General features: G+C 47.4%; 2 protein-coding genes. Both read right to left on the reverse strand.

Annotated elements, in window-relative coordinates:
* Positions 1–5368 (reverse strand): non-ribosomal peptide synthetase (locus F6K52_RS27900; RefSeq protein ID WP_293086155.1); only part of this gene is annotated, 5368 nt, incomplete at its 3' end.
* 17 nt (positions 5369–5385) lie between these two features.
* Positions 5386–7916: condensation domain-containing protein (locus F6K52_RS27905; RefSeq protein WP_293086160.1), on the reverse strand; the 2531-nt coding region annotated here is incomplete at its 5' end.

Genomic DNA, 7916 nt, shown 5'->3' on the forward strand with positions numbered 1-7916 from the left:
TCCAGAGGGTGACTTGATGGGTCGTCATTAACTCAACCCAATGGGCTGGGTCTTTGGCTGCCTCTGGATCGGGCATAACCAAGGTACCCCCCGCTGCCAAGAGGCCAAAGATATCGTAGACAGACAGGTCAAAGTTGAGGGCAGAGACTGCCAGCATTCGGTCACTGGGCTGAATGTCAAATCGCTGATTAATGTCTTGGATGGTGTTAACGGCTCCTCGGTGATCAATCATCACCCCTTTGGGGGTTCCTGTAGAACCAGAGGTAAAGATCACATAGGCTAAATTGGTGCTGCTAACGTTTGCCTCAAGGGGAGTGTCTATGATGTCCTGTGGTTGCTCCCCAACCACCAGGCAGTGCAGGTGGTCTGGCAATGCTAAGCGCTGGGTTAGGGCAGCTTGTGTCACGACCAGTTTGACTTCTCCTTGCTCCAGCAAAGACCATTGACGCTCCTGGGGCAGGGCGGCATCAATGGGGAGATAGGCGGCACCGGCCATCAAAATGCCTAAGACAGCAACGATTTGCTCCCAGCCTTTTTCCATGAGCACGGCTACTAGGGTGTTGGGGGTGGCTCCCAATTGCTGGACTTGCTGGCCGAGCGCATAAGCTTCAGTGTAGAGTTCCTGGTAGGTGAGGGTGCGTTTTGGGGTGATGAGGGCGATCGCCTCAGGTCGCTGCTGAACTTGCTTCACAAACAGACTATGGAGGGTCTCTTCAGAAACAGGGGCATGGGTTTCATTAACTTGGAGGCGTTGGGTGAGTTGAGGTGGTGGCAGCAGTTGGGGAGCAGTCTGAGCCCAAGCTGCATCAGAGGTAGCTAGCTGTTGTAGCCAATGATAGTAGCTAGTAAACATTTCGTCCACCAGCCCCTCGGGGAACAGATCGTCGATCACATTCCAGGCCAGCATTAAGGCACCGTTTTGTTCTGCAACACTATGGTCTAGCCACACTTGAGGGGTTTGAGCAACCATATAAACGATTTCCCCCAATTGCTCTAAGGGCAAAATCTTCTGTTGTTTGGACGGCAACCCTTTCTCAGCTAACGTATCGAGGGCTAACGTACTGGTGAACACAACTCCAAAGGGTTGATAACTACCGCGCTGACGACGTAGTTCTCGCTGCACCTCAACGCCTCCGACATAACGATGGTCTAAATCTTGCCAGAGTTGTCCCTGGAGCCGTTGAGCGCGCTGGGCAAAGGGGACTGCATCTGCATGATTGACCTCTAAGAGCGTCAGGGAAGTGAAGTCTCCCACTAAATCATTAATTTGGGGATGTAACGGCAGCCGGTTGAAGAGGGTGAGGTTAATTGTAAATTTGGAACTCTTGCTCCAGTAGGCTAACAGATCGGCAAACGCGGCTAACAAGATACCTGAAGGGGTCAGATTGGCTTGTTTTGCCCTAGCTTTCAATTGTTGCCAATCGGGAGCAGACAGTTCAGCCTGATAGCAGTTAAATTCAGGTTGGTCTAGGGTAGCAGTCTGCTGAACTAAAGGAAGTTCTGGTGCTGGAGGGAGTGTCTCTAAGCGGTTCCACCAATACTGTTGGGAACGTCGATATTGGGGGGTGTCTTTGAGGCTCAGTTCTGCGAGCACATAGTCGCGAAATGTGAGATCTAATTGTGGCAGGGAACTCTCTAGGTTCTGGTACAACTGCAGCCATTGTTGCCAAAACATGCTCATGCTCCAGGCATCAGCAACAATGGCATCAAAGCTCGAGTGTAAGCGATAGCGCTGATCTGCTAAGTGAGTTACACGAACCCTAAACAATGGCCACTCGCCAGCAGGAAGTATCTCATGGGACATCTGATGGCGAATGGCTTCTAGCTGAGTTGAGATGGTTTGTTCTGACTGCCCACGCAAGTCTAAAACCTCGATATGATAGAGGGGAACCTGTTCTAGAACTTGCTGTTCACCATTGGGTAGGATCACCATGCGCAGCATGTCATGGTGGTTAATCACTCGCTGCCAAGCTTGACTTAACTGGTCTATATCCAAGGACTCACAATCGATTTCCAGATAAACATGAGTAGCAATATTACCTAAATCAAAGGCCGAATTGCGACCGAGCCAATAGGCTTGTTGAATATCGGTGAGGGGAAAGGGTTGATAGCGCTGGTTTAGAACAGGCACAATCATCTTTAAAGGAATCTCAGGTACTGGTGCTGGTAAACCTTCAACCCTCGGGACTTGGACTAAGACTTGATCTAATTGGGCAATGGTGGGGTTCTCAAATAAGGTTTTTAGAGGAAGGTATTGTTCTAGGACTTGCTGGAGCCGAGAAACCAGTTGAGTGGCGAGTAGAGAATGACCACCCAGTTCAAAGAAGTTGTCGTGGATGCCAACTTTAGTGATGCCCAAAACCTCAGCAAAGATCCTGGCCATGATTTCTTGAGTGGATGTTTGAGGTGGGACATATTCGTGTAAACGAGCTAAATTTACCTCTAGTTCTGGTAATGCTTTACGATCTACTTTGCCACTGGGTGTTAAGGGTAGCTCCTCTAACAGGGCAAAGGCAGATGGGATCATGTAGTCAGGAAGCTGTTGTTTGAGAAACTGACGAACATCAGCAACGAGGGAGGTCTGTGGAGAGGTTGGTGATTCCTGGGGAACGAGATAGGCAACTAGGTGTTTTTCACCAGATTGCTTTTGGTTAACCGTAACGACAGCATCTTTGACCGCTGGGTTTTGATTTAAGGTCGCTTCAATTTCGCCCGTTTCAATCCGAAATCCCCGAATCTTGACTTGATGGTCAATGCGCCCTAAGAACTCAAGATTTCCATCCGGTAAATAACGGGCTAGATCACCGGTTTTATAGAGGCGATCACCTGATTTTGGGCTAAACGGGTTGGGGATAAACTTCTCTTGGGTCTGTTCTGGTCGGTTGAGATAGCCCTGCGCGAGCCCTACACCACCGATACAAAGTTCTCCAGCAACCCCAATGGGCACGGGCTCCAAAGTCTTATCCAACAGATATATCTGACAATTAGCAATAGGACGACCAATCGGTGGCAGCAATGGCCAATGACTTACATCGCCAGTCAGGGTAAACGCCGTAACCACATGACTTTCTGAAGGACCATACTGATTTTGCAGCTGACAGTCTGGGAGCTGAGCCAACCAATTGGCAATGGCGGGCGTAATTTGCAGCTGTTCACCAGCAGTGATGATCTCCCGCAAAGCAGTGGGGAGAACCGCAGTCTGACCAGCATTCTCTGCTAATTGTTGGAGAGCCACAAATGGCAAAAACAGTCTTTCCACCTTTGTATCGGCAAGTATGCGCAACAAAGCCTCGGGATCCCGTCGCACCACCTCAGGACACAAAACCAATGTACCACCAGCACACCAAGTAGAGAAGATTTCCTGGAAGGACACATCAAAACTGATGGGGGCAAATTGCAAAGTTTTGGAGCCATTCTTGGTCGTTGTGGTTTGCAGTTGCCAGTGAATGAGATTGACCAACGCAGCCTGTCCCATAGCAATCCCTTTGGGTTTTCCAGTCGAACCAGAGGTGTAAATAACATAGGCTAGGTGCCCTGGTTGGAGGTGAGACGTTGGGGTGTCTGTGGCTTGAGCAGCCTGTTGCCAATCTGCATCGAGACAAACAATAGGGAGACTTGCAGAGGGTAACTGCGTAACGAGTGCCTGCTGGGTTAACAGTAACGATATCTGAGCATCACAAAGCATGAAGTTGAGACGCTCTTGGGGATAGGTTGGATCCAGAGGCACATAGGCTCCGCCTGCTTTGAGGATCCCAAGCAAACTCACAACCATCTCTAGAGATCGTTCCAGACAAATGCCAACTAACACATTTGGCCCGACACCTTGCTGTTGCAAATAATGAGCTAGTTGATTAGCTTGAGTATTCAACTCAGAATAAGTAAGGTGTTGGTCTTCAAAAACAACTGCGACGGCATCAGGTGTTTGTTCAACCTGGGCTTCAAAGAGCTGATGGATGCATTGATCTGATGGGTAATCAGTGGTGGTTTGGTTCCATTCAATCAGTAACTGTTGTTCTTTTGTTGTCAATAAAGGTAATCGCCCTAACTGTTGTTTTGGATTAGTTGCTATTGCTACCAATAAGGTCTGTATATGACCTAACATCCGCAAGATGGTATCAGAATCAAAATGACTATGCTCGTAGCTAATCTTTATATATAAATCTTCGTTCCACCCTGCTATTATCACACTGATAGGATAGTGTGTTTGACTGAAACTTTCTAGCCGCTCGATCCGTAGAGAAGGATCCCACTGCTGTATCACACTGCTATCTATCGGGTAATTTCCAAAGGATAAAATACTTGCAAACAAGGGAATACCAGATGGCACTTCACTGAGCTTTTGAATCTCAACGAGGGAACTATAGGAGTATGTTTGCATTTCCAACTGTTGTTGATTTAACTGTTGGAGCCAAGGAATAAGCTGTGCTTGTGCGGGTACAAGTACCCGCAGAGGTAAGGTATTAGTAAACAAGCCTACCCTCTTTTCTATATCTGACAGCTTCGCAGAACGACCAGAAACTACTACCCCAAATAAAACCTCCAACTCACCACTGTAGCGGCTCAGCAATATAGCCCAGGCAGCTTGCATTAGCGTAGCTGCTGTCAGATTATATTGCCGAGCTAAAAACTGGAGCGCTTGAGTCGTTTCTGTTCCTAGGTAGAGTGCTTGTTCTTGAGTAGATCGTAGGGCTGAAGGTTGCTGAGGTTGTCGTTGCCCAGCTCGCTCTACAACTAACGGAGTGGGAGCTTTATATCCTTGCAAGCTTCGTTGCCAAAATGCGTCTGCCTTTACATAATCTTGATTTTGTAGCCAAACAATATAGTCTTGATAGGGACTTGTAGATGGGAGTGTACACGATTGTCCTTGGTTGTAAGCCTGGTAGTAACTCCGAACTTCCTCCAGAATTATGGGGAAGCACCAGCCATCAAGAATGATGTGGTGCAGGCTCCAGAGTAATTGGTAGGTTTTATTTGTGTACCGAATCAATATACACCGCATCAATGGGGCTCGATCGAGTTGAAAACCTTGAATGCGATCCGCATTTAATAATGCCTCAAGCCTTTGTGTTTGTTCTGTGGAAGATAGTTCCTTCCAATCATGTTCATCCCAAGGCAAATCAACTTTTTTTCTCACGATTTGCAAAGGTTTTTTTTGTTTTTCCCAAACAAATAAAGTTCGTAAAACTGCATGTCTTTGGATTATTTGTTGCCAAGCCTGCCTCAACGCATCAATATTGAGATTGCCATGCAATGTGAACAATAAGTGCTCAATGTAAACACCTGAATTCGGAGTATAAATACAGTGAAATAGTATTCCTTGCTGTATTGGTGATAAAGGGTAGATAGACTCAATATTTTGGTCTTTCATTTTTTTCTGTAGTCAAGCTAGTTTATTGCTGCTATTAGTGCGTCAAGTTCTTCCTGGTTCAAGTCAGCTATAGGAAAGTCTGAAGGGGTAAAATCTGTAGCGTCTAAAGATTGGCAATGAGCGATGATAGATTTTAAATTATTTATATAATCTTCCGCCAAATTGACCATATTTGAATGATTGTGAATGTGACAATTGTAGATCAATATAATTTGTAATTGATCTTCTATAACTAAGCCATTAATATCCAGCAGATGAGCACGACGTCCTTGAAGACCTTGATTGGGACCCGCTGACTTCAAAATGCTTTGACCGCTGAATGGTTGAGATGGATTGGAGTTAAACTGACCTAGGTAGTTGAAGCTGACTTCTGGTTGAGGTAAGGCTGCAAGCTGATTACCCATTTGGTCATCTTGACTCAAATAGCGCAAAATCCCATAGCCAATCCCTCGCTGAGGAATGTCTCTCAACTGTTCTTTGATGGCTTTAAGTGCTTCGCCAGGGTGTTCTGAAACACGTTGTAAGTGGACGGGGAACATGCTAGTGAACCAGCCCACTGTGCGGGATAAATCTACATCTTCAAATAAGGATTCTCGTCCATGCCCCTCTAAGGTAATCAACACGGTAGATGTGTCGAGCCATGCTGCCAACGTATTCACAAGGGCCGTCAACAGCACATCGTTGATTTGCGTATTGTAGGCAGAGGGAACTTCCTGTAACAAAGCGGTGGTTTCTGCTTTGCTTAAGGAGACAGAAATATGAACAGCATGCTCGACTATGTTATCACCCTCAGGATAGTCCACTGGCAAAGAGGCCACCGTTGACCCTGACTGCTTTAGCCAATAGTCTAGTTCTGATTGTAGCTGCTGAGACTGGCCATACTCGGCTAAACGCACGGCCCAATCTTGAAAAGCGGTCGTTTTCGGTGGCAGTTGGATTTCCTCTCCCCGCTCCAGTTGTTGATAGGCTGAAAACAGGTCGTTGGGCAAGATGCGCCAGGAGACACCATCTACTGCTAAATGATGGATGATGATAAGTAACTGGGATTGGCTCACGCCCCCCAACTGAAACAACACCACTCGCATCAAAGGACCATCACTGAGGTTTAAGCTGGCTTGTTGCTCTGTTGCAGTTTGTTTTAGGGAAGCTGCTTGCTCAGTTTCAGACAGGTTGGATAAATCCACAACCTGAAACGGAATGTCGTCGTTATTATTTGCCCAGCCCTGGTTCACTTGCTGCCAAGAGTTGTTGTGCTGGTGGAATCGCAACCGGAGGGCATCGTGATGCTCAAGAATTTTTCCGACGGCTGTTTTGAGTAACTCAGGCTGCAGATGGGGTGACACTGAGAATACCATAGATTGGTTGAAGTGATGGGCCTGGGCTAGATTTTGCTCGAAAAACCAATGCTGAATGGGTGTTAACAGAACCTCCCCAGTTACTAAGCCCTGTTGATGTTGGGTCTTAGTCGTGGTAGTGCCTGCAACGGCAGCTAGCTTAGCAATGGTTTGATGTTCAAATAGCTGTTGGGTGGTCAGTTGAAGACCAGCTTGTTGGGCACGCGACACAATTTGAATGCTGATAATCGAGTCCCCTCCCACCCTGAAAAAATTATCATGGATACTCACGCGCTGCAGTCCCAATACCTCTTGCCAAATCTGGGCTAATGTTTCTTCGGTGGAGGTCTGGGGCGCAACAAACTCCCCAGTTCTGAGCAAGTCAGTATCGGGTGCAGGTAAGGCTCGACGATCGACCTTACCATTGGGTGTCAGCGGCAGGTTTGGCAATACGACCCAACCACTCGGCACCATATACTCGGGTAACCGCTGTTCTAGATCTGCCCTTACCTCCTGAATCACTTGGTTAGTCACCTGAGAGGATAAGGGATTATTTGCATAATGGTGCCAATTGCCTCCAATTACAGACTGTTGTGTCAGTGGCGTTAACACAATCGCCCCGTCAGCTATCTCAGGCCGTACAAAGACCGCATCAAAATGGCCATTGTGACTTTCGGCACACCAACACGCCTCCAGATGATACCCCAACTCAGTACTGAGTTGATACAGATGTTCTGGGTCAATGGCTTCTGCAGGCACATCCGACATCATGTCTTGCAATTGCTGGACACTCAGTGACGCTTCCGTCGAGGCTAAGCGCTCCACACAGCGCACATCACTGGCCACCCTGCAATTGAGCAAACCACTGAAACAAACGGCATCTGGTTGATGTTGCTGCAAATACTGGGCGATCGCTTGCACATCCATTTCAGTCCCATTGACCACTGCCGGTGTTATTTCCGATGGAACTGGGGCTTCAATATGCAACAAAACTGAGTAGCGATATTTCATCATTTCATTAAGTTCGCTGCCCCGTTGCAAGCGCATTTGCACCTGAGTAATCTCAGGATATTTATCTTTGAGGGCGACAAAGAATGCTGGATCCACCAATAACTCAGTTTCTGTTTGGATGTGACGCTCAATCTGCTGCCGCAGCTGTGGTAGCTCCAATAATGGAGTAGCTTGATATATCTGGACTGACGTGCAAAAGTGGG

It is taken from the genome of Moorena sp. SIO3H5 (genome assembly GCF_010692395.1).
Classification (GTDB): domain Bacteria; phylum Cyanobacteriota; class Cyanobacteriia; order Cyanobacteriales; family Coleofasciculaceae; genus Moorena.